Source organism: Aliidongia dinghuensis (genome assembly GCF_014643535.1).
Taxonomy (GTDB): domain Bacteria; phylum Pseudomonadota; class Alphaproteobacteria; order ATCC43930; family CGMCC-115725; genus Aliidongia; species Aliidongia dinghuensis.
Genome location: NZ_BMJQ01000022.1, coordinates 65865 through 91102 on the forward strand (window position 1 = coordinate 65865; position 25238 = coordinate 91102).

Genomic DNA, 25238 nt, shown 5'->3' on the forward strand with positions numbered 1-25238 from the left:
CTGAGCTTTATGGAGAAATCCAAGTAAACTGACGGATGCGCCAATCACCCGAAAATCTACCTTGTGCTGGCGGGAGCTGTCCGCAGCCCAGGCATCCGGCCCCTGGCGTCGCAGGACCCGTCGCATTATGTTCCCGCCATGCCGCCCGTGCCGACTGCCCAGAAACCGCTCGCCGACATTCCCGCCGACTTCCGCCTCGTCTCGGAATTCGTACCGGCGGGTGACCAGCCAACGGCGATCGCGGAACTGACCCAAGGGCTGATCCAGGGTGAGCGCGACCAGGTGCTGCTCGGCGTCACCGGCTCCGGCAAGACCTTCACCATCGCCCACACGATCCAGACGCTGCAGCGCCCGGCGCTGGTGCTGGCGCCGAATAAGACGCTGGCGGCCCAGCTCTACGGCGAGATGAAGAGCTTCTTTCCAGAGAACGCGGTCGAGTATTTCGTCTCTTACTACGATTACTACCAGCCGGAAGCCTACGTCCCGCGCAGCGACACCTATATCGAGAAGGAAAGCTCGATCAACGAGCAGATCGACCGGATGCGGCATAGCGCCACACGGGCGCTACTCGAACGGCGCGACGTCATCATCGTGGCGAGCGTGTCCTGCATCTACGGCATCGGCTCGGTCGAGACCTATTCGCGCATGGTCGTCGACCTCAAGGCCGGCCAGCGGGTCGACCGCACCTTCCTGCTGGCGCAGCTGGTCGAGCTGCAGTTCAAGCGCAACGACTTGGGCTTCCAGCGCGGTGCCTTCCGGGCGCGCGGCGACACGATCGAGATCTTCCCGGCCCATTACGAGGATCGCGCCTGGCGCCTGTCGCTGTTCGGCGACGAGCTCGAATCGATCCACGAAATCGACCCGCTGACCGGCGAGAAGGTGCAGGCGCTGAAGGAGATCCGCGTCTACGCCAACAGCCATTATGTGACACCGCGTCCGACGCTCATTCAGTCGATCGAGCAGATCAAGGTCGAGCTCAAGGAGCGGCTGGAAGAGCTCTACGCCCAAAACAAGCTCTTGGAAGCGCAACGGCTCGAGCAGCGCATCACGTTCGACATCGAGATGATGGCGGCGACCGGCTCCTGCGCCGGCATCGAGAACTATTCCCGCTTCCTCTCCGGCCGCAAGAAGGGCGAGCCGCCGCCGACCCTGTTCGAATACCTGCCCGACGATGCGCTCATCGTGGTCGACGAGAGCCATGTGACCGTGCCGCAGATCGGCGGCATGTACCGCGGCGACTACATGCGCAAGTCGACCCTGTCGGAATACGGCTTCCGCCTGCCGTCCTGCATGGACAACCGGCCGCTCAAGTTCGAGGAATGGGACGCGATGCGCGGCCAGTCGATCTTCGTGTCGGCGACGCCGGGCCCGTGGGAGATGGAGCGTACCGGCGGCGTGTTCACCGAGCAGGTCGTGCGTCCGACCGGCCTCATCGACCCGGTGACGATCATCCGGCCGACGGAGACTCAGGTCGACGATCTCCTGGCCGAGTGCAAGACCTGTGCTGCCAAGGGCCAGCGCGTGCTGGTGACGACGCTCACCAAGAAGATGGCCGAGGCGCTGACCGAATATATGCACGAGGCCGGCATCCGCGTGCGCTACATCCATTCCGACGTCGAGACGCTGGAGCGGATCGAGATCATCCGTGACTTGCGCTTGGGCGCGTTCGACGTGCTGGTCGGCATCAACCTGCTGCGCGAAGGCCTTGATATTCCGGAATGCGCGCTGGTCGCGATCCTGGATGCCGACAAAGAGGGTTACCTGCGTTCGCGCACCTCGCTCATCCAGACCATCGGCCGCGCCGCGCGTAATGTCGAAGGCCGGGCAATCCTTTACGCCGATCGCATCACCGACAGCATGAAGGCGGCGCTCGATGAATGCGGCCGCCGGCGCGAGAAGCAGCAGGCCTACAACGCCGCCCACGGCATCACGCCCGAGAGCGTGAAGAAGCAGATCGGCGACATTCTTAACTCGGTCTACGAGCGCGACGGCGTTACCGTCGATCTTGGCGAGTCCGCCGCGAGCCACTATGCCGGCTCGAATCTCAAGGCGGTGATCGCCGACCTCGAGAAGCAGATGCGCGCCGCCGCGGCCGACCTCGAGTTCGAGGAGGCGGCACGGCTGCGCGACGAGATCAAGCGGCTGGAGCAGATGGACCTGGGCCTGCCGGCCTCGGCCGTGCCGGGCCTGGCCGAGACTGCGGCCCGCTATGCGGCACCGCACCCGGCCGGCCGTTCGACCGGCGGCAAGTCCGGCAGCCGGCCACGCGAGGCGGCTCGCTCCCGAGCGCGCAGTCGTCGGCGCCAAGGACCCTGACGGAACTCATGCCCCTCTCCGAACATCTCCCCCGCACCGCTCTCGTGACCGGTGCCGGCCAGCGCATCGGCCGGACGATCGCGCTCGATCTTGCCGGCCGCGGCTTCGCCGTCGCCGTCCACTACAACCGCTCGGCCGAGGCGGCGGCGGCCGTCGTGGCCGAGATCCGCGCGCAGGGCGGCAAGGCGGTGGCGCTCGAGGCCGACCTCGCCCGCGAGGCGTCAGTCGAATTGCTGGTGCCGGCCGCAGTGGGCGCGCTCGGCCCCCTGGGTGTGCTGGTCAACAACGCCTCCACGTTCGAATATGATTCGGTCGCGACAGCGACGCGCGCCGGCTGGGACCGGCACATGGAGGCGAACCTCAGGGCGCCCTTCGTGCTGATGCAGGCATTCGCCAGCCAATTGCCTGAGGAGGCCGAGGGCGCTGTCATCAACCTGATCGATCAGCGCGTTTGGAATCTGACGCCGCATTTCGTGACCTATACTGTAAGCAAGGCAGGCCTCTGGACGCTGACCCAGACCATGGCGCTGGCGCTCGCGCCGCGCATCCGGGTGAACGGCATCGGGCCCGGCCCGACCCTGCCCTCGACCCACCAGACCGCAGCGCAGTTCGCCCAGCAGTGCGCCGACATGCCGCTCGGCCACGGCACCTCGCCCGAGGAAATTGCCGAGGCCGTCTGGTTCCTGTTGCAGGCCCGGGCCATGACCGGACAGATGCTGGCGCTCGACGGCGGCCAGCATCTGGGCTGGGCCCAGCCGAAGCAGTCCATTTCCGTCGTCGACTAGGAAGAGACGATGTCCGAGACGATCCGTAAGCCGACCCAGACCCTGCGCCCCGCGGTGGCGATCGAGCCCGGCCCGCTTGCCAGCATGCTGCGCCGCGTCTTCGTGCGCGATCTGGTGATGATGTGCTCGATCGGCGTGCACGCCCATGAGCATGAGAACAAGCAACGCGTGCGCCTTAATCTCGATTTGGACGCGCTCGAAACCGCAGAGCCGATCGATGACGATCTACGGAACGTTGTCTGCTACGACGAGATCATCTCCGCCGTCCGGCGCGTCGTCGATGCCGGTCATGTCCGCCTGATCGAGACGCTCGCCGAGCGGATCGCGGGCCTGTGCCTCGCCGATCCGCGCATTCGCACTGCACGCGTGCAGATCGAAAAGCTAGACGTCTACGACGATGTCGCGAGCGTCGGGGTCGCCATCGTCAGGCATAATTCCTGACGCGAATCCGACTTGACTCCCGCATTGACAGGGTGTCGCAGGGCCTTTTTCAAGGGGTTCAGTTGTTCACAGCCGAACTCGCTGCGGCGCAAAACAGCCAGAGCCGCCACCAAGCCCCTCGTTCTGGACCGGTCATTTCCATTGACAAGAAAAAAATGTAGCAAATTCAATATGTTGTGACTTTTGCCTATTTTTTGATCATGGGCTAGAATCTCCAGGGTTGGTGCGGAGTCCGCCTCTATTTCCGACCCTTGCCCACAAACTTATCCACAGATTCCGTGGATACATGTCCGCGGCGTGACGAAATTCTGAAGCCCCTCTGACGCGGGGAAAAACGGGAGCCGACGATGGCCGAAAGGCCGGTACCACCGCCTGAGGACAATGCACCGGACAGCCGGAAGTTCGAGCTCGAAGCTGAGCTGCCGGCGGAGGGTGCCATCGCATCCGGCGTCGCCGTCATTCGCGAGACCGTCCGCACGCTGCCCGGCAGCCCCGGCGTCTATCGCATGCTGAACGCTGCCGGCGACGTGCTCTATGTCGGCAAGGCCCGCAACCTGAAGAACCGGGTCACGAACTACACCCAACTCGCCAGCCTCTCGAACCGCATTCGCCGCATGGTTGCGGAGACCGCCCGGATGGAGGTGGTCACGACCCATACCGAGGTCGAGGCGCTGCTGCTCGAGATCAACCTGATCAAGACCCTGATGCCGCGCTACAACGTGCTGCTCAGGGACGACAAATCCTTCCCCTACATCCACCTGCGCTCGACCCACCCGGTGCCGCAATTGACCAAGCATCGCGGTGCGCGCAACGAGGGCGGTGAATATTTCGGCCCCTTCGCATCGGCGGGGGCGGTCGGCCGCACGATTACGGCGCTCCATCGCGCGTTCCTGCTGCGCTCCTGCTCCGACAACATCTATCAGAGCCGTACGCGCCCGTGCCTGCAGTATCAGATCAAGCGTTGCTCGGCGCCCTGCGTCGGCCGGATCAGTGATGAGGATTACCTGGCGCTCGTCGACCAGGCGCGCGCGGTCTTGACCGGCCACAGCCGCGAGATCAACGCCCGCCTGGTCGAGGAGATGACCGCGGCGGCCGATCAGCTCGATTACGAGACCGCGGCGGTTATCCGCAACCGCATCCGGGCGCTCGCCCATATCCAGGCGCACCAGGACATCAATGTCGAGGGTCTGGTCGACGCCGACGTGATCGCCGCACACCAGGAAGGCGGGCACACCTCCGTCCAGGTGTTCTTCTTCCGCGCCGGCCAGAACTGGGGTAACCGCGCTTATTTCCCGAGCCACGATCGGGCGCTTGGCAGTGACGAGGTGCTGGCCGCCTTCATCGGTCAGTTCTACGACAACAAGCCGCCGCCGCCGCTCCTGCTGCTGAGCGAAGAACCGGCCGAGGCCGAGCTCCTGGCCGAGGCGCTGTCGACCGCGGCCGGCCGCAAGGTCACGCTGCTCACGCCCCAGCGCGGCGACAAGCGGAAGCTGGTCGAGCATGCGATGGCGAACGCCCGCGAGGCGCTCGGCCGGCGCCTGGCCGAAAGCTCGACCCAGCAGAAGCTCCTGACCGGCGTCGCGACCGCCCTCGGCCTCGATGCGCCGCCTGCCCGCATCGAAGTCTACGACAACAGCCATATCCAGGGCACGAATGCGATCGGCGCCATGATCGTCGCCGGGCCCGAGGGCTTCATGAAATCGGCCTATCGCAAGTTCAACATCCGCGGCGAGGGGGCTGCCCCTGGCACCGAGTTCCGCCCGGGCGACGACTACGCCATGATGCGCGAGGTGTTCACCCGTCGCTTCCAGCGCGCCCAGAAGGAAGATCCGGAGCGCCGCCTCGGCCAATGGCCCGACCTGGTGCTGATCGACGGCGGCCAGGGCCAGCTCTCGGTCGTCGAGGAAGTGTTCATGGAGCTCGGCATCGACGACGTGCCGCTCGTCGCGATCGCCAAGGGGCCGGACCGCGACGCCGGGCGCGAGCGCTTCTTCATCCCCGGCCAAGCGCCCTTCTCGCTCGAGCCCAAGGACCCGGTGCTCTATTTCCTGCAGCGCCTGCGCGACGAGGCGCATCGCTTCGCCATCGGCACCCACCGCGCGCGCCGAACCAAGGCGATCGCCCGCTCGCCGCTCGACGAGGTGCCCGGCATCGGCGCTGCGCGCAAGAAGGCGCTGCTGCATCATTTCGGCTCGGCCAAGGCCGTGTCGAATGCCGGCCTGCTCGATCTCGAGGCGGTCGACGGCATCTCGAAGACGGTCGCGAAAAAAATCTACGACCATTTCCACGCGGACGATTAGGATGCGCGCCCGTGGCGCCCGACAAGTCTATGATGGCGTGGATAAGCTGGTGCGTTGGCCTGAAGTAGGCTCCGGACGGTTTCGATGATTTTCACGCTGCCCAACGTTCTGACCCTCTCGCGGATCGCGGTCATTCCGCTGCTGGTGACCGCCTTCTACCTGCCCCATCCCTGGGCCGAATGGACCGCCGTCGGGCTGTTCACGCTCGCGAGCGTCACCGACTATCTCGACGGTCACCTGGCTCGGCGTTGGAAGCAGATGTCGGCGTTCGGCCGCTTCCTCGACCCGATCGCCGACAAGCTGCTGGTCTCGATCACGCTCATGATGCTGGTCGCCTTCGAGCGCTTGGGCATGCCGGCGCTGGTGCCGGCGCTCATCATCCTGGCGCGCGAGATCCTGGTCTCGGGCCTGCGCGAGTTCCTGGCGGGCTTGAGCGTGAGCGTGCCGGTCAGCCGGCTCGCCAAATGGAAGACGGGCATCCAGATGGTCGCGATCGGCGTGCTGCTGGTCGGCGACGCGGGGCCGGCGGCCTTGGAGTTGCCGACGATCGGCCGCGATCTCCTGTGGCTCGCCGCTATCCTGACGCTGGTCACCGGCTACGACTATCTGCGCCACGGCCTGAAGCATATGAGCGCCGAGGATGCGCCGAAGCCGCGGGCGACCACCAGTCAGTCACAGGCGAGCAAGCCGCCGGCCGGCAAATCGGTCGGCGAGCTCGGCTGAACCGCCATGCGGGCCTTCGCCCTCGCCGGCTGGAGCGGCAGCGGCAAGACGGTGCTCATGACCCGCCTGCTGCCGGAGCTGACCGGCCGCGGTATCACAGTCTCGACCGTCAAGCACGCGCACCATGATTTCGACGTCGACCAGCCGGGCAAGGATTCCTGGCGCCATCGCCAGGGCGGCGCCACGGAGGTGCTGGTCGCGTCCGACCGGCGCTGGGCGCTGATGCATGAGCTGCGCGGCCAGCCGGAACCCGGTCTGGTCGAGCTGGTGCAGCACATGTCGCCCGTCGACCTGTTGCTGGTCGAAGGCTTCAAGCGCCACCCGATGCCGAAGCTCGAGATCTGCCGGCCCAGCCTCGGCAAGGCGCCGCTCTGGGCAGAGGACGGCTCGATCCTGGCGGTGGCGCTCGACGAGCCGTTGCCGGAGGACTGGCGAAACCGGCTCCGCGTGCCGATCTTCGATCTGAATGCCGTGCCCACGATCGCCGATTTCATCCTGGCGAACGCGGCACCGCTCGCACTCAAGGATGGCGCGCCATGAAACTTCGCTATTTCGCCTGGCTTCGCACCCGGATCGGCCGGGGCGAGGAATTTCTCGATCCGCCGGCTGGAATCGCGACCGTCGAAGCGCTCGTCGCCTGGCTTGCGACGCGCGGGCCCGGCTATGCCGCGGCCCTTGCCGAACCGCGCCTCGTCCGGGTCGCGGTCAACCAGGATTACGTCGGGCCGGACCATCCGGTGCGCCCAGGCGACGAGGTCGCCCTGTTCCCGCCGGTGACGGGGGGCTGAGGCCATGATCCGCGTCGAAGAAGCGGCGTTCGACGTCGGGCGCGAACTGGCCGCCTTCGGTACCTGCGACGGCCTGGGCAACGACAAGATCGGCGCGGTCGCAAGCTTCGTGGGCTATGTCCGCGGTGCCGAGCCGGGCGCGCCGCCGCTCGTCGCGATGACGCTCGAGCATTATCCCGGCATGACCGAACGCCAGCTGGCGGCGATCGAGGCCGAGGCGCGCGGGCGCTGGCCGCTCGCCGACGTGCTGATGATCCATCGCTACGGCCGTCTCGTGCCGGGTGAGCCGATCGTGCTGGTCGCCGTCGCCTCGGCCCACCGACGGGCGGCGTTCGAGGCTTGCGAGTTCCTGATGGACTGGCTCAAGACCAAGGCGCCGTTCTGGAAGCTGGAAGAGACCGCAGCCGGCGCCGAATGGGTCGAGGCCAAGACGAGCGACGACGCGGCGGCCGAGCGCTGGCGCTGACCGCCAGCTCGGCCGCCCCAACATTACCCAACCGGTATGAGCGGTCCGTCCCTATCCGCGGTGCCCCATGCCGCCCATGGTCGCATGCCCCATTCCGCCATGGTGCATGAAATGCCCGTGCCCCCCATGGAAGCCATGATCGTGATGGTGGAACCGGTGGTCGAAGAATACGAAGCTGCCGCCGAAGAAGAACGGCGGGTCCCAGAACCACGGATCATAGTAGTCTGAGTAGTAGTAGCCGGGATAATAGCCGGGCGCGTAAGCCGGATAGACCGCGGTATATTGGCTCGGATTTTCCGGCGAGCCCTCAGCAACGCGCCACGAGCCATCAGACTGAAGGCAGGCGCGGCCGACGATCTTCTGCTCCTTGCCGTCGATCGTCGCCTGGCCGGCATATTCCCGGCAGTTCGGATCGTCAGCCGCCACCTTGCTCTGGAAATCCGTCACGTTCGCATCGAGCAGCGGCGGCACCGGCGGCGCTTCCACGCAAGCGGAACAAAGCAAAGTCAGAGCTGCGGAACAGACGAGAGCGCGCATGACCCACCTGTGGACAAGCGGACGGTGGCGTCGCGCTGGAATCGCTGCAGACCCGCCAACATCCTACGCAAAAACAGACTCTCCAGCCTCGGTGCCTATTCCCCGTGCCCGGCCGAGGCGCCTGCGCCCGGTTGACGCATCACGCGGCAGGGTGACAAGACGGCGGCCACTCGCTTTTGCCGGGTGAACAGGCGGCGTCGACGGTGTATCGTCGCACCGTCGCCGTGCCTACAATATATGGGAGCGGCCCCAGAGGAATGTTAGATGAGTGCAACGCCGCCCTATACCCGCCGCCTGAGTGACAAGATCCTGATGGCGTTCCATCAGGCCTGCGAGCAGCACGCAGTCGAGGTGGCCGGGCTGCTGATCCAGGCCCTCGAGCTGGCGCTGACCAAGGAAGGCGGCCCCGGCAAGGTCGACAATCGCAAGGATCTGGAGGCGGTTTTTCAGGCGTTCGACAAGCTGAAGAGCGTCCAGCAATAGTCCGCCAGCAATAGTCCGGCCCCCAATCGTTCGGCCCCCAATCGTTCGACTGGCCCCGTCAGGTGTCAGTTCGGCGGGGCCGGCAGCTTGATCAGATAGGTCGGCAGATGTTCGCGTGCCGCCAGCGCCTGGGCGGCGCCTTTGGCCGCCGTGGCCGAGCGGTAGGGCGGCGTCTGGACGAAGAACCAGCCGTTGGCAAAGCGCACCCGCGCAGGCTGGCCGTGGGCGGCCAGCGTATTCACCAGCAGATTGGCGTGATCCGACGATTGGAACGCCCCCAGCTGCACGACCCAGCGCACGCCGTGCGGCGACTCGATGGGCGCTGGCGCCGGTTTAGCGGCGGTCTTCGCGGCCATCTTCCGGGCCGGCTTGGGCTTCGGCGGAACCACCGCCGGCTGGACGCGCTCGCGCGGCTTGGTATCGTCGCCGGTCGCGATGGGCGGCGGCGGCCGTGTAGCCGCCTCCTGAACCACGGGCGGTGGCGCCGGTGCCGGCGCAGCGGCCGCCAGAGGGGCCGCTGGCGCGGCAGTCGTGGCCTCGGCAGACGCAGGCTCGTGTCGTGCGGGTTCGGGGGGTGCGGATTCTGCGAGCGTCGGGTCGCTGTCGGGCAGGCCGATCGATTCCGGCAGGATCGAGGCTGATGCCGGTGGCGGCGCCGGCGGGGCGGCCGACAGGCGGCCGATCAGCAGGCCGAGGCCGAGCCCGACGACAAGGATGCCGCAGCCCGCCAGAATCAGCGTGCGCCACTCCCCCGTCGAGAGCGTCCGGTCTTGCCCGAAACCCTGCATTTCCCCTCTTCGTCCCCGAACTCGCCACCGCCAATCAGGCGCCCCAGGCACCGGCAAGCCCCACCGATGACAGTTTAATGCCACAGTCCATCGGGGTCGAGCGGGGCCGGCCGTTTTGCAAGGCCGGCCATGCTCGAAGCGGGTCAGAGCCGGGTCTGGCGCCCGTCGGCGAACCATTTGATGCCGGCAGCAAGGCCCGAATCGTCCGATGCGCGGCAGACCACGGCCTTGGCGATCTCACCCAAGTCCTCGCCCAAGTCACCGACTCGGCCGAGCGGTCCCCGACCGGGCCGGCGGTTTTTTTCACGCCCGACTGCATCCGGGCCGATCGGCCGCGCGTAACAGCGGCGTCGAGGCAACGGCCTCGTCGGCTTTGGGAAACGAAACCATGAAGATCATCCCCCTCACCGCGCTCGCCCTCGTCGCCGCCACCGCTCTGGCCCTCCCGGCCGGTGCCGCGACCGAAGCAACCGTCATGGTCGGCGGCCAGCAGATGTTCCCGTCGAAGGACATCATCGACAATGCCGTGAACTCGGCCGACCACACGACGCTGGTTGCCGCGGTCCAGGCCGCCGGCCTGGTCGACGCGCTTAAAGGCAAGGGCCCGTTCACCGTGTTCGCGCCGACCAACGAGGCGTTCGCAGCCCTTCCGGCCGGCACGGTCGACACGCTGCTGAAGCCCGAGAACAAGGCCACGCTCACCAAGGTGCTGACCTATCACGTCGTCGCCGGCGACTATACGGGCGCCAAGCTGCGCTCCCTCATTCAGAAGAACCACGGCAGCACCACCCTGAAGACGCTGGCCGGCGGCGAGCTCACCATCATGATGAACGGCCCGGACAACATCGCCGTGCGCGACGAGAAGGGTGGGATCGCCGACGTCACGATCTCGGACGTCCATCAGTCGAACGGCGTGATCCAGGTCATCGACAAGGTGCTGATGCCCGGCGCCTGAGGCAGCCACGCCAGGAAAGGCGGGCCGCGATGCACGGGCGGCCCGCCACCCGGCCCTATCCATTTACCGCATGATGCTGGACTTCGCGTCGGCCCGCGCGATCATGGATCGACCGCCTGCCCGTGACCGCTCCCCATGCTGCCGCGAGGATGTTTTGCCTGACCCGATGGCGTCCCCGCCCCTGGACTTGCTGCTCGCCCGCTGCGCCGATGGCGACAAGGCGGCGTTCCGGCGGCTCTATGACCTTTCCGCTCCTCAGCTCTATGCCGTGGCGCTGCGCCTTACGCGGCAGCAGAGCCTCGCGGCCGACGCGGTGCACGACGCCTTGCTGCAGGTCTGGCAACGGGCTGGCCGCTTCGATCCGGCGCGCGGCAGCGCCGAGACCTGGCTCATCAGCCTCGTGCGCTATCGCGCGCTCGACCTCATCCGCCGGCGTGGCCGGGAAATCACGGGAGAGGAGTTGCCTGAGCGCATCGACGAGGCGCCGGACCCGCTGGACCAGCTGACCGAACGGCGCGAGGGCGTGGCGCTGCGTCGTTGTCTCGACCGGCTCGAGATCGACAAGCGGCGATTGGTCACCATGGCATTTCTGGACGGGCTGACCCACGCTGAACTGGCCGAGCGGCTCAAGACTCCGCTCGGCACCGTCAAATCCTGGATCCGCCGTGGGCTCCAGGATCTGCGCAGGTGTCTCGAAGCATGAGCGACGAGCCGGACGATATGGACACGCGCGCGGCCGAATATGTGCTGGGCCTGCTGTCGCCTGACGAGACCGCGGCGGTCCAGCGCGCGCTCGAGCTGAGCCCGGCGCTGGCCGAGGCCGTGGCGCGCTGGGAGGCGCTGCTCACGCCGCTCGCCGCCGCCCTGCCGCCGGAGCCGCCGCCGGCCGCCCTCTGGGATCGTATCGCCGCCGGTCTCGACGCGAACGCCCCGCCCGGCACCGAGATCGTGCCACTGCGGCCGCGGCGCCTGCTCCAATCGACCGGCTTCTGGCGGGCGACCACCGCCCTTGCCGCAGCGCTGGCCGCGAGCCTCGCCATCGTCGTGATCCGCACGCCGGCGCCGACCGTGCATTACGTGGCGGCGATCGCACCGACCCAGGGGCCGGCCGCGACCTGGCTCGCCGAGACGCGGGCCGACGGCGCGCTCGTCGTGACCGCGGTTGGGCGCGCCGACCGCTCGTCGGGCAAGGACCTCGAGCTCTGGGCGCTCGCCAAGGGGGCGCAGAAGCCGGTTTCGCTCGGCGTGCTGCCAGCGTCCGGCGCCTATGTGGTCGCCGCGGCCGACCTGCCGCGCGACCAGCTGCAGCTGATGGTCAGCCTGGAGCCGGCCGGCGGCTCGCCGACCGGCCAGCCGACCGGCCCGGTGCTCTATGCCGGCGCGCTGACCAGGACCGAATGACGGCCGTTACCGCGACCGCCAGCGCGCCCACGCCGGCGTGCCGGCGAATTGCTCGGCCAGGAAATCGACGAACACGCGCGCCTTGGGCGGGATCAGCCGCCGGGTCGGCTGGATCGCATAGATGGCGCTCGGCGCCGGTGCCCAGTCGTCGAGCACCGGCACGAGCGCACCGCGTGCGAGCGCCTCATGAGCCAGGAACTCGGGCGTGAGCACGATGCCATGCCCGGCAAGCGCCGCCAGATAGATTGTCTCGCCGCTGTCGGCGCGGAGACGGCCTGCGACCGGGACGGCCGCCGTCGTCCCGTCGGCATGGGTGAGATGCCAGACGTCGACCGCACTGTGCGGCGTGTAGTGCAGGCACTCGTGCCGCTCCAGGTCAGCCGGCGCGGCCGGCGTGCCATGCCGGGCGAGATAGGCGGGCGCCGCGCACAACAGGCGCCGGTTGGGCGCCAGCCGCCGCGCGATCAGGCCTGAATCTGCGAGATCGGCGATGCGGACCGCCACGTCGATCTGGTGATGCACCAGGTCGACCATGGCATCGCTCAAGCCCACATCGAGCTTCAAGTCCGGATAGCGCTCGAGGAAGGCCGGCAGCAGCGGCGCCACGTGCAGCCGGCCGAACGCGACCGGCAGGCTGACGCGGAGCAGGCCGCGCGGCCGGGCGTCGTTCAGCATGGCGACGGTGAGATCAGCCTCCTCAAGTGCCGCCAGCACGCTCTCGCATCGTTCCAGATAGGCAATGCCGGCCTCGGTCAGTGCCACACGCCGCGTCGTGCGCGTGAGCAGCCGCGCGCCCACCTGCTCCTCCAGCCGCCGGATGCGCCGGCTGACCGTGGCGCCGTTGACGCCGAGCGCGCGCGCCGCCGCCGCGAAGTTCAGGCGACGCGCCACGGCGACGAAGGCAGCCACGCTGCCGAACCGGTCCTCATCCATGATTGGTTCGATCAATGCAATAGTCTGCTGATCTGATCGCCATTCTGCTGCGCCAAGTCAACGCCACATCCACCGGGCATCCCCTCGTGAAGGAGAAACCGACGATGTTCGCGATGCAGTACGAGATCACGTTGCCGGCCGACTACGACATGGCAATCATTCGGCGCCGGGTCGCCGAGCGCGGCCACCTGCTGGACGATTTCGCCGGCCTCGGCCTCAAGACCTATCTGATCTGTGAGCGCGGCAAGGCCGGGTCGGAGGTCAACCAGTACGCGCCGTTCTATCTCTGGCCGCGGGTCGAGAGCCTCTGGCCGTTCGTCGCCGGGCCGGGCTTCAAGGGCCTGACCGAGTCCTTCGGCTGGGTCGCGATCCGCTCCTGGGCGGGGCTCGACATCGCGATCCGGCCGGACTTCGCCGCCGATGCCGTCGCCGGTGCCACGCGCCAACGGCTGCCCGTGGCGCCGGGCACGGATCTCGCGACCCTGCGCCGCACCGAGGCCGAACGGCAGGACTCCCTGGTCGCCCGCCCGGACGGCCCGCTGCTGCATGCGACCGCTCTCGACCTCGAACGCTGGGAGCTGCTGCGCTTCGCGCTCTGGCGCGCGGCCGCGGAGCCGCCCGATGGCCCGGTTCAGCGCTATCAGGTGCTGCATCTGTCGTGCCCGGACATGGCGCACCTGAAGGGCTCGACGGCGCCGTTCCCGCGAGGCTAGACGCCAGTCAGCAGGATACCGACGGCGGTGGTTATTTCGGCATGATGCTGGGCGAGCGACGCAATCTCGGCGCCCAGCTCCGTCACCCGCACGGCAGCAATATGGTTGGCCATCATCCAGCCTGTCGGCGCTACTCCGGCCGCGGCACGCCGATTTCGTCGAGGAGCGCGTTCTGCCGGGCCTCGAGTGCCGTGAGGTCGAAGCCGCGGATGAGATCGTGGAACAGTTCGTGCCAGTTGAGGTCGGCCTTGAGGCGCATGAACACGGCGCCGAGGCCGATCGCGGCGCGATCCATGAACACGAACTCACGCGGCGGCGTGACACCGCCCAGACGCTTCAGGTCGCGATGCACCTTCTCGGCCACCTCGCGGCCGAACTCGCCGGTCGGCGATTCCTGGATCCGGCGTGCGCGGTTCTCCAGGAGCGGCGCATAGAGGAAGCGGGCCCAGAGATTGAGCGTGTCGATGACCTCGCGGGACAGATTGCGGAAGCCCCAGGTCTCGTAGGCATGGATGGCAAGCGCCTCGTCGTCGCGCGCCAAGGCCCAATAGAGATCGATGACGCCGCCGACGAAGCGCGCGGGGAACACCCGGATGCAGCCGAAATCGAGCAAGTTCAGCGTCTGGTCCGGCCGGACCGCGTAATTGCCGAGATGCGGGTCGCCGTGGATCACGCCATAGCCGTAGAACGGCCGGTACCAGGCGCGGAACATGTTCATGGCGATGGCGTTGCGCGCCTCCTGCGGCGCCTGCACGGCGCTCAGGATCGGCTCGCCCTCGAGCCAGGTCATGGTGAGCAGCCGGGCGGTCGAGAGTTCCGGCACGACCTCTGGCACATGGACGCCCGCCTCGCCCGCCAGCATGTGGCGATAGAGCCGGATGTGCTTCGCCTCGCGCACGTAGTCCAGTTCCTCGCGCAGCCGCGCCGCCAGCTCGGCATGGATCTCGCCCGTGTCGATGGCACCGTCGTAGTGGCCGTAGATCGAGAAGATCAGCTTCAGCTGCTTCAGGTCCGCCTCGACCGCCGACGACATGTCGGGATATTGCAGCTTGCACGCCAAGCGCCGGCCGGCCTTGTCCGTCGCGCGATGGACCTGGCCCAGCGACGCCGCCCGCGCCGCCTCCTTCTCGAACGAGCCGAGCTTCGCCTGCCAGTCGGGCCCGAGCTCGCTTGCCATGCGGCGCTTGACGAACGGCCAGCCCATGGCCGGCGCGTTCGCCTGCAACTGCGACAGTTCCTGGGCATATTCCCGGGGCAACGCGTCCGGGATGGTCGACAGGATCTGCGCCACCTTCATGAGCGGGCCCTTGAGCCCGCCCAAGGCGCGCGTCAGCTCGGCCGCATGCCGGCCGCGGTCGAGGTCGATGCCGAGGTAGCGCTCGCCGGCGAGCCGGGCCGCGAGGCCGCCGACTGCGGTCGAGACCTGGGCATAGCGCTTGACCCGGCCGCCCAGCGAGTTCTGGTCCGACATGGGATCAGCCCAGGGCCTCCAGCTCGTCGATGAAGCCGCTGAGCACGGACAGGCCCTTGTCCCAGAAGGCAGGCTCGCGCGCGTCCAGCCCGAACGGCTGCAGCAGGTCGTGGTGCCGGAGCGTGCCGCCCGCCGACAGCATCGCGACATATTGGTCGGCAAAGCCCTCGGGCGCCGCCTGGTAGGCGGCGTAGAGCGAGTTCACCAGGCAGTCGCCGAAGGCATAAGCGTAGACGTAGAACGGCGTATGGATAAAATGCGGGATCGAGCTCCAGTAGGTGCCGTAGCTCGGCTGCCAGTTGAAGGCGGGGCCGAGGCTTTCAGTCTGCACCTCGAGCCAGATCGCATTGAGCCGCTCCGGCAGGAGCTCGCCCTTGCGCCGCTCGTCATGGACGCGCCGCTCGAACTCGCAGAAGGCGATCTGGCGAATTGCCGTATTGATCATGTCCTCCACCTTGCGGGCGAGGAGCGCCTTGCGCGTCGCCGGGTCCTCTTCGTCCGCCAGCAGGCGGCGGAAGGTCAGCATCTCGCCGAACACCGAGGCGGTCTCGGCGAGCGTCAGCGGCGTGTCGGCCATGAGGTGGCCTTGCCGGCCGGCCAGCACCTGATGCACGCCGTGGCCGAGCTCGTGGGCAAGCGTCATCACGTCGCGCGCGTTGCCCATGTAGTTCATCAGGATATAGGGATGGGCCGACGGCACGGTCGGATGCGAGAAGGCGCCTGAATCCTTGCCCGGCCGGGGGCCGGCATCGATCCAGCGCTCAGTGAAGAAACGCTCGCCGATGACCGCCAGCTTCGGCGAGAAGGCGCGGTAGGATTCGAGCACGATGCGGCGCGCCTCGGCCCAGGGGATGACCCGCTGCGGCGCCCCAGGCAGCGGCGCGTTGCGGTCCCAATATTCGAGCTTGTCGAGGCCGAGCCAACGCGCCTTCATGGCGTAATAGCGATGCGACAGCGCGGGATAGGCCTCGCGCACGGCATGGACGAGCGCGTCGACCACCTCGTCCTCGACGAAGTTCGAAAGATTGCGCGCCGAGATCGGCCGGGCGAAGCCGCGCCAACGGTCCTCGATCTCCTTGTCCTTGGCGAGCGTGTTGGTGACGAGGGTGAAGATGCGGGCATTGGCGCCCAGCACGGTCGCCACACTCTCCGAGCCCTCCTGCCGGACCTTCCGGTCGGGGTCGAACATCAGGTGCATCGCCTCGGCGATGGTGAGCTCCTTGCCGCCGACCGGGAAGCGGAGTGCCGTCATGGTCTCGTCGAACAGGCGCCCCCAGGCGGCGCGCCCGGCGACATATTTCTCGTGCAGCAGCTTCTCGATCTCGTCCGATAGCTGATAAGGCCGGAAGGCGCGCACGTCGCGCAGCCAGGGCGCGTAGCGCTCGAGCGCCGGCGCCTCGAGCTTTGCCGCGAGATCGGCATCCTCGATGCGGTTGAGCTCGAGCGTGAAGAACAGCAGCCGGACCGAGGCCGCGTTCACCCGTTCCTGGAGCGTCTGATAGAACTGCGCCACCTTCGGGTCGTCCATGGCGCCCGCGAAGGCGAGGCCGCCGAAGCTCATGAGCCGGCCCAGCGTCTCCTGCAGCCGCTCATAGCTGGCGATCGCGGCAGCGAGCGCCGGACCGTCGAGCGTGGCGACGCGGCCTTCGTAGTTCCGGGCGAATGTCGCGGCTTCCGCATCGACATCCCGAAGGTCGGTCTCGATCGCCGGCGCATCGATCCCGTCGTAGAGGTCAGCCAGGTTCCAGGTCGGCAGCACCCCAAGGTCGGCGACGGCACCAGAGTTGGCTATGGAACGGGGCGACGGGCGGAACATGGCTACTCCTGAAACGGGACTGTGCGGATATAGGTGCAAGCCGGTCCGCAGCCAAACGGATTCCCGCCTGTCATGCCGCGCCAGGGGGTTGGAAGCGTCGGGCCGCAAGGTTATAGAAGGACCGCAAGACCGAGACCGGCCGGTGTTTCCGGACCGCGTAGAAGAAGCGGGACGAAGTCCGCGAAAGAGGTCGGGGAAACGAGCTTCCGATGATCGATAGTGACTGGCCGAACCTTCCTGCGATGTTCTTCCACTGGGCAACGCGGAAGCCCGATCGGCCGTTCCTGTGGGCCCGCGACGGTGCGACATGGACACCGTTGACCTGGGCCGAGGTGGCGCGCCGCGTGCGGCGGCTCGCAGGCGGCCTCGCCGCCCTCGGCGTCCGCCCGGGCGACCGGGTCGCCGTCGTGTCGGAGAACCGACCGGAATGGGCGATCGCGGACCTCGCGATCATGTGCGCGGGCGCCATCACGGTGCCCGCCTACACCACCTTCCCGACCGAGGATTATCGCCACGTGTTGGCGAACAGCGGCGCGAAGGCGCTCTTCCTGTCGTCGAACCTCCTGGCCCAGCGCGTGCTGCCTGCGGCCGATCAGGTTTCCTGCCTGGAATCGATCATCACGCTCGAGCCGCTCAAGACGCAGGCAAACGCCGACGTCTATCTGTGGGACGACGTGATGGCGATGGGTGTCACCACGCCCGATCGCGTCGACGCCACGGTCGCCGGCCTCGGTCCCGACGATACGGCGTGCCTCATCTTTACGTCCGGCACCGGCGGAGTGCCCAAGGCGGTGATGCAGAGCCATCGCAACGTCATGCAGAACGGCAAGGGCGCCCGCCGGCTCTTGGACGAGGCGTTCGGCCTCGGCGAGGAAGTGTTCCTGTCGTTCCTGCCGCTGACCCATGCCTACGAGCATTCGGCCGGCCTGTGGTTTCCGATCATGATCGGCGCGCAGATCTATTACTCCGCCGGCCCCGAAATGCTCGCGACCGAGATGCCCGAGGTTCGGCCGACCATCATGACCGCGGTGCCGCGCCTGTTCGAGATGCTGCACAAGCGCATCCAGCAGACGGCGCTGCGCGGCGGTGGGACCAAGGCGAAGCTGTTCAACCTCGCGCTGACACTCGGCACCAAGCGCTACAATGACCGGAGGAGCCTGACGGCCAGGGAGCGCGCGCTCGACCTCTTGGTCGAGGTCCTGGTGCGCCGCAAGGTGCGCCAGCGCTTCGGCGGCCGCTTGAAGGCCTTCGTCTCAGGCGGGGCACCGCTGAACCGGGAGGTCGGCCTGTTCTTCCTGGCGCTCGGCATCAACCAGCTGCAGGGCTATGGCCAGACCGAGGCCGGCCCGGTCATTTCCTGCAACCCGCCGAAGCGCATCAAGGTCGATACGGTCGGCCCGCCGCTCGCCGGCATCGAGGTCAAGATCGCGCCCGACGGCGAGATCCTGGTGCGCGGCGAGAATGTGATGAAGGGCTATTGGCACGATCCGGAGGCGACCGAGCGTGCGATCCGCGACGGCTGGCTGCACACCGGCGACGTCGGCGAGTTCGACGCCGACGGCTATCTCAAGATCACCGACCGCAAGCGCGACTTCATCAAGAACTCCGGCGGCGAGATGATCTCGCCCCAGCGCATCGAGGGCTATCTGGCGCTGGAACAGGGCATCGGCCAGGTCATGGTCTATGGCGACAAGCGCCCCTATCTGGTGGCGCTCGTAGTCCCCGACGAGGAGCTGCTGCGCCGCGCCAAGGCGGAGGCCGACGAGACGGCGCGCCAAGCCTGCCTGCAGCAGGAGATCCAGGCCGGCATCGCCCGGGTCAACAAGACCCTGACCGCCGCCGAGCGCATTCGCCGCTTCGCCGTGGTCGAGGAGGCCTTCTCGGTTGCCAACGGCCAGATGACGCCGACCCTCAAGATCAAGCGCCACGTCATCCGCTCGGCTCACGGGCCCCTGCTCGAGAGCCTCTACGACAAGGCGAGCTGAGGCGGCTCGCGACCTCTTACACCGTCATTCCCGCGAGAGGCGGCAATCCAGCAAGAGCCGCGTCTGCGGCGACCTGACTCTTTGTCCGCGCTGCCGCGCGTAACGGCGCCACAAACCTGCGGTTTGCGCGGGGATCCCTGCCTTCGCGGGGACGACGGTTTACATAGGCACGTGCGCGGCGACCGTCTCCTCGACGATTGCCCTTAGCCGGCCCAAGGCCGGGCTCAGCGCGCGGCCGGCGTCATGCAGGCACAGGTCGACCGAGGGCCCCGGCGGCAGGCCTGCCGCCGCATCGAGCAGGGTGACGCCGGCGGGCAAGCCGATCGCGGTCCGGAGCGTCAAGCCGAGGCCCGCTTCGATCGCAGCCCAGAGCCCATGCAGGCTGCTGCTGGTGAAGGCGGCGCGCCAGACGAGGCCGGCCCGGTCGAGCACCGCAAGCGCCGCTTCGCGGAAGAAGCAGGGCGCCTCGAACAGCGCCAGCGGGATCGGCTCGCCGGCCGTCCAGACCGGCACCCTCAAGGTCTGCCCAGCCGCGCCCGGCCGATCCACAGCTGGCCCGATCCAGACCATCGGCAGGCGGGCCAGCCGATAGGCGTCCGCGCGGGTACCGTTGCCGAGCGCCAGGACCAGGTCGAGCTCGCCGCGATCGAGCCGGGCAAGCAGGTGCCGATTGCCGTCGACCACCGCCTCGACGCGCACGGCTGGATGGGCGCGGCGGAATTGCCCGAGTGCCAGCGGCAACCAGGCTTCGGCGAAGTCGGCGGCGAGGCCGAACCGCACCGCCCCCTCGATCGCCCGGCCGCGCAACGCCACGACCGCCTCGTCATTGAGATCGAGAATGCGCCGGGCATAGGCCAGCACCAGGTCGCCGGCCTCGGTCGGCACCAGACCGCGCCCCTGCTTGCGGAACAGCGGCTCGCCCACCTGGTCCTCGAGCTTGCGGATCTGCTGGCTCACCGCCGACTGCGAACGGCCGATCTGGCCTGCAGCCCGGTTGAAGCCGCCCAGGTCCTGCGCCGTCACCAGCGTGCGCAACACGTCCATGTCGAGGTTGAGCTTCGCCATCGTTCGGAATCTCGAAACTGGAATATAAGAACTATCGGATTTTCTTACTCAATGCGAGTGCCGATGTTGCAGAGGCCTGCCTTATCCCGGGATCTCGCCCATGACATCCTCACTCGTGCCACCCTCACCCGTGACGCCGACGACCGTCCGGCTCTACGCCGCGGCCATCGCCTCCGCCAAGATCGGCACCGGCTTCTTCTTCCTGATCAATACCTGGCTGATCATCGAGCTCACCCATCAGCCGTCGAGCGCGGCCCTGACGCTCGTCATGACCATCCTGCCGAGCCTGCTGCTGTCGCCGCTGATCGGCCTTGCCGTCGATCGTGGCCGGCCGGCGCGTCTGGCCTATCGGGCCGAGTGGCTCCGCTGGCTGGTGCTGATCCTCTATGGCGGGCTCTACGGGGCGGGCCTCGCCGGCGCCTGGACCGGCTATGCGGTGAGCTTCCTCGTGGCGCTCGGCAACGAGATCCAGGTGCTGGCCTGGCGCGCGGCCCTGGTGCGGGCGGCACCGGCCGAACAGATGCTGCGCCTGAACGCGCTGACCGTGGTCGGCGGCCAGGCCGGCCAGATCCTGGGCGCCGCTGCGTCCGGCCTGGTACTGGCCGCAATCGGGCCGGTGCCGACGATCGTGCTGACCGCCACGGCCTATCTCCTGTCGGCCCTGTTCGGCCGGCTCGTGGCCGGTCGGCTCAGCGGCCAGGACCCCGCGACCGCGGCGCGCCGGGACCTGCGGCAGCATCTGCGCGACCTCGCCGCCGGGCTCGGCCATATCCGAGAACGGCCGGAGATCGGCTTCTTCTACGGCCTGATGCTGGCGAACCTCACCGTCATCTTCGGCATCAACGCCATGCTGGCGCCGTTCGTGCAGGAGGAACTGCACCTGGGGGCGGCGGCGTTTGGCCAGATCGACGCCGGCTATGCGGCTGGCGCGATCACGGGCGGGCTCGTCGTGGCACGGCTTGCCGCCCGCTTCGGCCGCCGGCCGATCCTCATCTCGGGCTTCCTGCTGATGGCGACGAGCCTCGCCGCCTTCGCGCACAGCCATGGCTTTGTCGCGGCCATCATCGCCTATGCCGGCCTCGGCATCAGCTTCCAGACCAACGTGCTGGCGCTCAGCCTGGCGCAGCAGGCGACCGACCCGGCGTACCAGGGCCGGGTCAACGCCAGCTTCAACACGCTGAACGGCCTTGCCGGCCTCGTCATCTACGGCATCGTGGCGCTCTCTGCCGGGCACCATCTCTATCGCACGCTCTATCTCGGGCAGGCGGCCATCATGCTGGCAATGGTACCGGCGATCATCCTGGCCGGACGCGGCGGCCGGGTCAGCCGGCTGCTGGTTCCGGGAACCGACCGGGCCCGCGCGCAGGCGCAAGCCGCTGGATCTTTGTAATAAAATTACTTTCGGACACACATTCTTCGCCGAATCGTCACCTGCCCGTCGCCAACCCTGCTGTTCGTTGCTTTCTGCGGCCGCGTCGTCCGGCGCAATTGAGCGAAGCTGCCCGTTGGAATAACACTTCCGCATACCGGCCCCGCAAGATGAGCCGGAGCGGGAGATGCGGCGATGGCTCTGGCGGCAATGGGACTGGCGGCAACAGGACTGGCGGCAGTCACACTCGACGACAAATACACGCTCGAACGCGGGCGGATTTATCTGAACGGCGTCCAGGCGCTGGCCCGCCTGCCGATGATGCAGCGCCAGCGCGATCTCGTCGAAGGTCTCAACACCGCCAGCTTCATCTCCGGCTATCGCGGCTCGCCCTTGGGCGGGCTCGACCAGGCGCTGTGGTCCGCGCGCAAGCACTTGAAGGACAACCATGTCTTCTTCGAGCCGGGCCTGAACGAGGACCTGGCCGCGACCTCGATCTGGGGCACCCAGCAGGTCAACATGTACGAAGGCGCCAAATACGACGGCGTCTTCGCCATGTGGTACGGCAAGGGCCCGGGCGTCGACCGCTCGGGCGACGTCTTCAAGCATGCGAACGGCGCCGGCACCGCGCCGCACGGCGGCGTTCTGGTCTTGGCCGGCGACGATCACGCCTCCAAGTCCTCGACCTTGCCGCACCAGTCCGAATACGCCTTCATCGATGCCCAGATCCCGGTGCTGAACCCGTCGGGCGTGCAGGAGATCCTGGACTACGGGCTCTACGGCTGGGCCATGTCGCGCTTCGCCGGCACCTGGGTCGCCATGAAGACGATCGCCGAGACGGTTGACAGTTCCGCCTCGGTCCATGTGGCACCCGAGCGCGTCAAGATCGTGCTGCCCGAGGATGCCGAGTTGCCGCCGGGCGGGCTCAACATCCGCTGGCCCGACACGCCGCTCGAGCAGGAGTACCGCCTGATGCGGTACAAGCTCAAGGCCGCCCAGGCCTTCGCCCGGGCGAATGGGCTCGATCGGGTGACGCTCGACAGCCCGAACGCCCGCTTCGGCATCGCGACCACCGGCAAGTCCTATCTCGACGTACGCCAGGCCTTGGACGACCTCGGCATCGACGATGCCTACGCCGCCGAGATCGGCCTCCGCATCTACAAGATCGGCATGACCTGGCCGATCGAGCCCGAAGGCCTGAAGCGCTTCGCCGAAGGACTGGACGAGATCCTCGTCGTCGAGGAGAAGCGCGGGCTGATCGAAAGCCAGCTGAAGGAACAGCTCTACGGCCTGCCCGAGGCGGTGCGCCCGCGCATCGTCGGCAAGTTCGACGAGGCTCAAGACTGGATCCTGCCGTCCCACTATGAACTGTCGCCGGCGACGATCGCGCGGGTGATCGCGGGGCGCCTCGCCCGCTTCCATACCGGCGCCCGCATCGAGGACCGGGTGAAGTACCTGGCCGCCAAGGAAGAACAGCTGGCGCGCGTGACGCCGACCGCGGCGCGCACGCCCTGGTTCTGCTCCGGCTGCCCGCACAATACGTCCACCCGCGTGCCCGACGGCAGCCGCGCCATGGCCGGCATCGGCTGCCATTACATGGCGATCTGGATGCCCGAGCGGCACACGTCGACCTTTACCCAGATGGGCGGCGAAGGCACGCCCTGGATCGGCCAGGCGCCGTTCACCGAGACGAAGCACGTCTTCACCAACCTCGGCGACGGCACCTACAATCATTCGGGCCTGCTCGCGATCCGCGCCGCGGTCGGGGCCAAGGTCAACATCACCTACAAGATCCTGTTCAACGACGCAGTCGCCATGACCGGCGGCCAGACTCACGACGGCGGCGGCCTGACCGTGCCGATGATCGCGCGCCAGGTCGCGGCCGAGGGCGTGAAGCGCGTGGTCGTGGTGAGCGACGATACGGACAAATACCAGGTCGATGTCGGGCTACCGCCGCTGACGCCGGTCCTGCATCGCGACAAGCTCGACGAGGTGCAGCGCGAGTTGCGCGAGGTCGAGGGCGTCACCGTGCTGATCTACGACCAGACCTGCGCCGCCGAGAAGCGTCGGCGCCGCAAGCGCGGCAAGATGGTCGACCCGCAAAAGCGCGTCTTCATCAACGACACGGTGTGCGAGGGCTGCGGCGACTGCTCCAAGGCATCGAACTGCCTCTCGGTCGTGCCGCTCGAGACCGAGTACGGCACCAAGCGCGAGATCGACCAGTCGTCGTGCAACAAGGACTATTCCTGTGTCGAGGGCTTCTGCCCGAGCTTCGTCACGGTGCACGGCGGCAGCCTGCGCAAGAACAAAGGTGCGGCCCGCGACGAAGACGGCTTCGGCCCGCTGCCGATGCCGGCGCTCCCGGCGCTCGACCGGCCCTACGGCATCCTGGTGACCGGCGTCGGCGGCACCGGCGTCGTCACGATCGGGGCGCTCCTCGGCATGGCGGCGCATCTCGAGGGCAAGGGCGTCTCGGTGCTCGACATGACCGGCCTCGCCCAGAAGGGCGGCGCCGTCTTCAGCCACATCCGCATCGCGGCCCGGCCCGAGGATATCGCGGCCGTGCGCATCGCGGCCGGCGGCGCCGACGCGCTCTTGGGCTGCGACTTCCTGGTCGCTGCCGCGACCGATAGTCTCGCCAAGCTCGACCGGGACCGGACCCGCGCCTTCGTCAACCGGGCGGAGACGATCACCGGCAACTTCACCCAGAACCCGGACCTGAAATTCCCGGCCGCCGACGCCCGCCGCTCACTCGCGGACGCACTGGGCTCTGACGGGGTCGACTATGTCGAAGCCACGCGGCTCGCGGTGGCGCTGCTCGGCGATTCGATCGCGGCCAACCTGTTCATGCTGGGCTATGCCTGGCAGAAGGGCGCGGTGCCGCTTTCCGCCGAGGCGATCGACCGCGCGATCGAGCTCAACGGCGTCGCGGTCGAGTTCAACAAGAAATCCTTCCTCTGGGGCCGGCGCGCCGCGGTCGACCTGGCCGCGGTCGAGGCAGCGGCCGCCCCGCCCCGCCCCGCGACCGGCAGCCGGCGCCGGAGCGAGAGCCTGGACGAGCTGATCGAGCGGCGCATCGCCGACCTCACCCGCTACCAGAACGCCGCCTATGCCGAGCGCTATGCGGCACTCGTCCGGCGCGTCGTGCAGGCCGAGGCCGAGCGCGTGCCCGGCCGCACCGGCCTTGGCGAGGCGGTCGCCCGCAACCTCTACAAGCTCATGGCCTACAAGGACGAGTACGAGGTCGCCAGGCTCTATACGGACGGCGAGTTCCTGCAGAAGCTCCACGAACGGTTCGAGGGCGATTTCACGCTCCAGTTCCATCTGGCGCCGCCGCTCCTGGCCGAGCGGCACTCGACGACGGGCCACCTCATGAAGAAGACCTATGGGCCGTGGATGCTGAAGGCCTTCGGCCTGCTCGCCCATTTCAAAGGCCTGCGCGGCACCCTGTGGGATCCGTTCGGCCGCAGCGAGGAACGCCGGGCCGAACGCCGCCTGATCGGCGAATATGTCGCGGTGGTCGAAGAGATCCTGAGCCGCCTCGGCGCGGACAACCATGGGACAGCGCTCGAGCTCGCACGCATCCCGGAACGGATCCGCGGTTTCGGCCACGTCAAGGAGGCGAATATGGCCGAGGCGAAGCGCGCGGAAGCAGCGCTGCTCGCGCAATTCCGCAGCCCCGCGGCGATTCCGGTCGCCGCCGAATGACGTCGGGCCAGCCCTTCGTAATTCATCGCGTGCGCGGATAGGGCGGAGTGCGCTAAGAACATCCGAAATACCGAACCCCGAATGACGTGCTGCCCGGCGCTAAGCCGCCGGCAGCGCGAAATTCGTTGCACTAGAAACCGTGACGAGGAATCTTCACGGCCCAAGAACGACCGCCAACGCGGCCCATGAGGGGAT

Annotated in this window: 22 protein-coding genes; 16 read left to right on the forward strand and 6 right to left on the reverse strand. The window is 67.9% G+C overall.

Going from position 1 to position 25238, the window contains the following annotated elements:
- Window positions 1–138 precede the first annotated feature (138 nt).
- From uvrB to IEY58_RS30070, 8 genes are all read left to right on the forward strand, one after another.
- On the forward strand, window positions 139–2316 hold the full coding sequence (gene uvrB / locus IEY58_RS30035) for an excinuclease ABC subunit UvrB (RefSeq protein WP_308422462.1): 2178 nt from the start codon (window positions 139–141) through the stop codon (window positions 2314–2316).
- 8 nt (window positions 2317–2324) lie between these two features.
- A complete protein-coding gene (locus IEY58_RS30040) occupies window positions 2325–3101 on the forward strand; it encodes an SDR family oxidoreductase (RefSeq protein WP_189051862.1) in 777 nt (258 codons plus the stop codon).
- A 9-nt stretch (window positions 3102–3110) separates the two neighbouring features.
- A complete protein-coding gene (folB, locus tag IEY58_RS30045; RefSeq protein WP_189051863.1) occupies window positions 3111–3542 on the forward strand; it encodes a dihydroneopterin aldolase in 432 nt (143 codons plus the stop codon).
- Between the two features lie 347 nt (window positions 3543–3889).
- Window positions 3890–5842 (forward strand): excinuclease ABC subunit UvrC, encoded by a 1953-nt coding sequence (uvrC, locus tag IEY58_RS30050; protein WP_189051864.1) that lies wholly within the window; start codon window positions 3890–3892, stop codon window positions 5840–5842.
- An 84-nt stretch (window positions 5843–5926) separates the two neighbouring features.
- Window positions 5927–6565 carry a CDP-diacylglycerol--glycerol-3-phosphate 3-phosphatidyltransferase gene (gene pgsA / locus IEY58_RS30055; RefSeq protein WP_189051865.1) on the forward strand — a complete coding sequence of 213 codons (639 nt, stop codon included), beginning with the start codon at window positions 5927–5929 and terminating at the stop codon, window positions 6563–6565.
- A gap of 6 nt (window positions 6566–6571) precedes the next feature.
- Complete coding sequence (gene mobB / locus IEY58_RS30060; RefSeq protein ID WP_189051866.1) at window positions 6572–7105, forward strand: molybdopterin-guanine dinucleotide biosynthesis protein B; 534 nt, start codon at window positions 6572–6574, stop codon at window positions 7103–7105.
- On the forward strand, window positions 7102–7353 hold the full coding sequence (moaD, locus tag IEY58_RS30065; protein WP_189051867.1) for a molybdopterin converting factor subunit 1: 252 nt from the start codon (window positions 7102–7104) through the stop codon (window positions 7351–7353). Before mobB ends, moaD begins: the two co-directional genes overlap by 4 nt.
- A 4-nt stretch (window positions 7354–7357) precedes the next feature.
- Window positions 7358–7819, forward strand: coding sequence for a molybdenum cofactor biosynthesis protein MoaE (locus tag IEY58_RS30070; RefSeq protein ID WP_189051868.1), 462 nt, complete (start codon window positions 7358–7360; stop codon window positions 7817–7819).
- Between the two features lie 51 nt (window positions 7820–7870).
- Here IEY58_RS30070 and IEY58_RS30075 read toward each other — a convergent pair whose 3' ends face one another.
- Window positions 7871–8290 carry a hypothetical protein gene (locus IEY58_RS30075; RefSeq protein WP_189051869.1) on the reverse strand — a complete coding sequence of 140 codons (420 nt, stop codon included), beginning with the start codon at window positions 8288–8290 and terminating at the stop codon, window positions 7871–7873.
- Window positions 8291–8620: 330 nt separating this feature from the next.
- Here IEY58_RS30075 and IEY58_RS30080 point away from each other — a divergent pair, with 330 nt between their 5' ends.
- Window positions 8621–8839, forward strand: coding sequence for a hypothetical protein (locus IEY58_RS30080; RefSeq protein ID WP_189051870.1), 219 nt, complete (start codon window positions 8621–8623; stop codon window positions 8837–8839).
- Between the two features lie 65 nt (window positions 8840–8904).
- Here the strand turns inward: IEY58_RS30080 and IEY58_RS30085 are convergent, their stop codons facing one another.
- The gene (locus tag IEY58_RS30085) at window positions 8905–9627 is read right to left on the reverse strand and encodes an SPOR domain-containing protein (protein ID WP_189051871.1); all 723 of its coding nucleotides are present in this window, start codon (window positions 9625–9627) and stop codon (window positions 8905–8907) included.
- 388 nt (window positions 9628–10015) lie between these two features.
- On the opposite strand from IEY58_RS30085, the gene IEY58_RS30090 reads away from it, so the two are divergent.
- From IEY58_RS30090 to IEY58_RS30100, 3 genes are all read left to right on the forward strand, one after another.
- Window positions 10016–10582: a fasciclin domain-containing protein gene (locus tag IEY58_RS30090; RefSeq protein ID WP_189051872.1), complete on the forward strand. Its 567-nt coding sequence runs from the start codon at window positions 10016–10018 to the stop codon at window positions 10580–10582.
- 166 nt (window positions 10583–10748) lie between these two features.
- Window positions 10749–11285 (forward strand): sigma-70 family RNA polymerase sigma factor, encoded by a 537-nt coding sequence (locus IEY58_RS30095; protein ID WP_189051873.1) that lies wholly within the window; start codon window positions 10749–10751, stop codon window positions 11283–11285.
- Entirely contained in the window at window positions 11282–11983 is a 702-nt protein-coding gene (locus IEY58_RS30100) for an anti-sigma factor (protein WP_189051874.1), read from the forward strand. Before IEY58_RS30095 ends, IEY58_RS30100 begins: the two co-directional genes overlap by 4 nt.
- A 6-nt stretch (window positions 11984–11989) precedes the next feature.
- Here the strand turns inward: IEY58_RS30100 and IEY58_RS30105 are convergent, their stop codons facing one another.
- Window positions 11990–12916 carry a LysR family transcriptional regulator gene (locus IEY58_RS30105; protein ID WP_189051875.1) on the reverse strand — a complete coding sequence of 309 codons (927 nt, stop codon included), beginning with the start codon at window positions 12914–12916 and terminating at the stop codon, window positions 11990–11992.
- A 104-nt stretch (window positions 12917–13020) separates the two neighbouring features.
- On the opposite strand from IEY58_RS30105, the gene IEY58_RS30110 reads away from it, so the two are divergent.
- Complete coding sequence (locus IEY58_RS30110) at window positions 13021–13629, forward strand: DUF4865 family protein (RefSeq protein WP_189051876.1); 609 nt, start codon at window positions 13021–13023, stop codon at window positions 13627–13629.
- A gap of 130 nt (window positions 13630–13759) precedes the next feature.
- On the opposite strand, the gene IEY58_RS30115 is transcribed toward IEY58_RS30110, so the two are convergent.
- Both IEY58_RS30115 and IEY58_RS30120 read right to left on the reverse strand, forming a co-directional pair.
- Window positions 13760–15100: an ABC1 kinase family protein gene (locus IEY58_RS30115; RefSeq protein ID WP_189051877.1), complete on the reverse strand. Its 1341-nt coding sequence runs from the start codon at window positions 15098–15100 to the stop codon at window positions 13760–13762.
- Between the two features lie 4 nt (window positions 15101–15104).
- Complete coding sequence (locus IEY58_RS30120; RefSeq protein WP_189051878.1) at window positions 15105–16916, reverse strand: M3 family oligoendopeptidase; 1812 nt, start codon at window positions 16914–16916, stop codon at window positions 15105–15107.
- Between the two features lie 209 nt (window positions 16917–17125).
- Here IEY58_RS30120 and IEY58_RS30125 point away from each other — a divergent pair, with 209 nt between their 5' ends.
- Entirely contained in the window at window positions 17126–18901 is a 1776-nt protein-coding gene (locus IEY58_RS30125) for an AMP-dependent synthetase/ligase (protein ID WP_189051879.1), read from the forward strand.
- 159 nt (window positions 18902–19060) lie between these two features.
- Here the strand turns inward: IEY58_RS30125 and IEY58_RS30130 are convergent, their stop codons facing one another.
- The gene (locus IEY58_RS30130) at window positions 19061–19966 is read right to left on the reverse strand and encodes a LysR substrate-binding domain-containing protein (RefSeq protein WP_189051880.1); all 906 of its coding nucleotides are present in this window, start codon (window positions 19964–19966) and stop codon (window positions 19061–19063) included.
- A gap of 100 nt (window positions 19967–20066) precedes the next feature.
- Here IEY58_RS30130 and IEY58_RS30135 point away from each other — a divergent pair, with 100 nt between their 5' ends.
- Both IEY58_RS30135 and IEY58_RS30140 read left to right on the forward strand, forming a co-directional pair.
- On the forward strand, window positions 20067–21356 hold the full coding sequence (locus IEY58_RS30135; RefSeq protein ID WP_189051881.1) for an MFS transporter: 1290 nt from the start codon (window positions 20067–20069) through the stop codon (window positions 21354–21356).
- Between the two features lie 174 nt (window positions 21357–21530).
- The gene (locus tag IEY58_RS30140) at window positions 21531–25043 is read left to right on the forward strand and encodes an indolepyruvate ferredoxin oxidoreductase family protein (protein WP_229744067.1); all 3513 of its coding nucleotides are present in this window, start codon (window positions 21531–21533) and stop codon (window positions 25041–25043) included.
- The last annotated feature ends 195 nt before the right edge of the window (window positions 25044–25238 follow it).